Annotated in this window: 1 protein-coding gene; it reads left to right on the plus strand. The window is 56.8% G+C overall.

The genetic code is table 11. The annotated features are described in order from the left end of the window. Positions 1-455 precede the first annotated feature (455 nt). Entirely contained in the window at positions 456-1307 is an 852-nt protein-coding gene (gene kdsA, locus ACYZGB_RS22715; protein ID WP_462391250.1) for a 3-deoxy-8-phosphooctulonate synthase, read from the plus strand. Positions 1308-1504 lie beyond the last annotated feature (197 nt).

Raw genomic sequence — 1504 nt, forward strand, 5'->3', positions numbered from 1 at the left:
ACTTGGCTTGCCAAGGCCGTGGGGCTCCATCTTTGCCCATTGTGCGTCTGTCAGTACCCATCGAATGCTCATCTGCCTATTGCACCATATCCCCGTGCTCGGCTGAAATGATTCTCAACAGACCCTAAACTGGCACGCAGAAAACGCCGCAAGGGGCTTATAGCCTAGCTTTGTGGCGCGTGAGCTGCATGAAAAAGCATTACTAAATTCAGCCATGAAACCCGCCGCCCCTCCTGTGTTGCGCGCCACACGGTTGCAGGATTTGGTCCGTGAGCGAATTCGTTCCAAACACTGTAGCTTTGCGCATACGGCTGGGCCACGCCATGGAGTCGTTCATCGTCGAGCGACGGCTCTGTGGCTGTGGACTGACGGACTGCTCTGGGCCCCAAGCGGCCTCTTGCGTTAGGTCAGCTGACCGGAGCGAGAATGCGAGCAAAACTACCTGGGAGCTTTTCTTGACCACCGTTGCCATCACCCCTGCAATCAACGTCAGCAACAACGATGGCTTTGTGCTGTTTGGCGGCGTGAACGTACTCGAGTCCAAGGACATGGCGCTGCGCGCTGCGGAGGAATACGTCCGAGTCACCCGAAAGCTTGGCATCCCCTATGTCTTCAAGGCGAGCTTTGACAAGGCGAATCGCTCCTCTATCCACTCGTTCAGAGGCCCCGGCTTGGAAGAGGGTCTGAGAATTTTCGAGGCGGTCAAGGCAGAGTTTGGTGTTCCCGTCATCACCGACGTGCACGAACCATGGCAGGCGAATCCCGTCGCTGAAGTCGTGGATGTTTTACAGCTGCCTGCGTTTCTCGCTCGCCAGACTGATTTGGTCGTGGCTCTTGCCAGGACGGGCAAGGTCATTAACGTCAAGAAGCCTCAGTTCCTGAGCCCACCGCAAGTGCTCAACATCGTCGAAAAAATCAGAGAAGCCGGTAATTCTCCCGTCATTCTGTGCGACCGAGGAACCTGCTTCGGCTATGACAACCTGGTAGTAGACATGCTTGGCTTCGGAGTAATGAAGAAGGTCACCGGAAACTTACCTGTCATCTTCGACGTTACCCATGCCCTACAGCAACGCGAGGCGAACGCTGCCGTCTCTGGCGGTCGCCGTGACCAAGTGGTTGAACTGGCCCGCGCCGGTCTAGCCGTAGGGTTAGCAGGACTCTTTCTTGAAGCACATCCCGACCCGCAACAGGCCAAATGCGATGGTCCCAGCGCTCTGCCGTTGGACCAGTTAGAGCCTTTCCTCGCACAGTTGAAAGCTCTGGACGACTTGGTGAAGTCATTCGCGCCTTTGCATATCCGCGCCTGAATGTGACATCGCGAATCAACAAATTCGATCTCGGCCGCTTGGGCTGCTGGCGGTGTTGAAGGACTGCTCTTGGCCGGAGGACTAAACCGCTCGCGCGGTAGCCCGCCGCGAAGGCCCTGACAGTAACTACACATCGCGCCCCTGTCTATGTTGGCGAGCGAGGCAATCGGCCTCTTTCTTCGACAGGAGCGCGATCA

The sequence above is a fragment of the Acidovorax sp. Q11 genome (genome assembly GCF_054950075.1).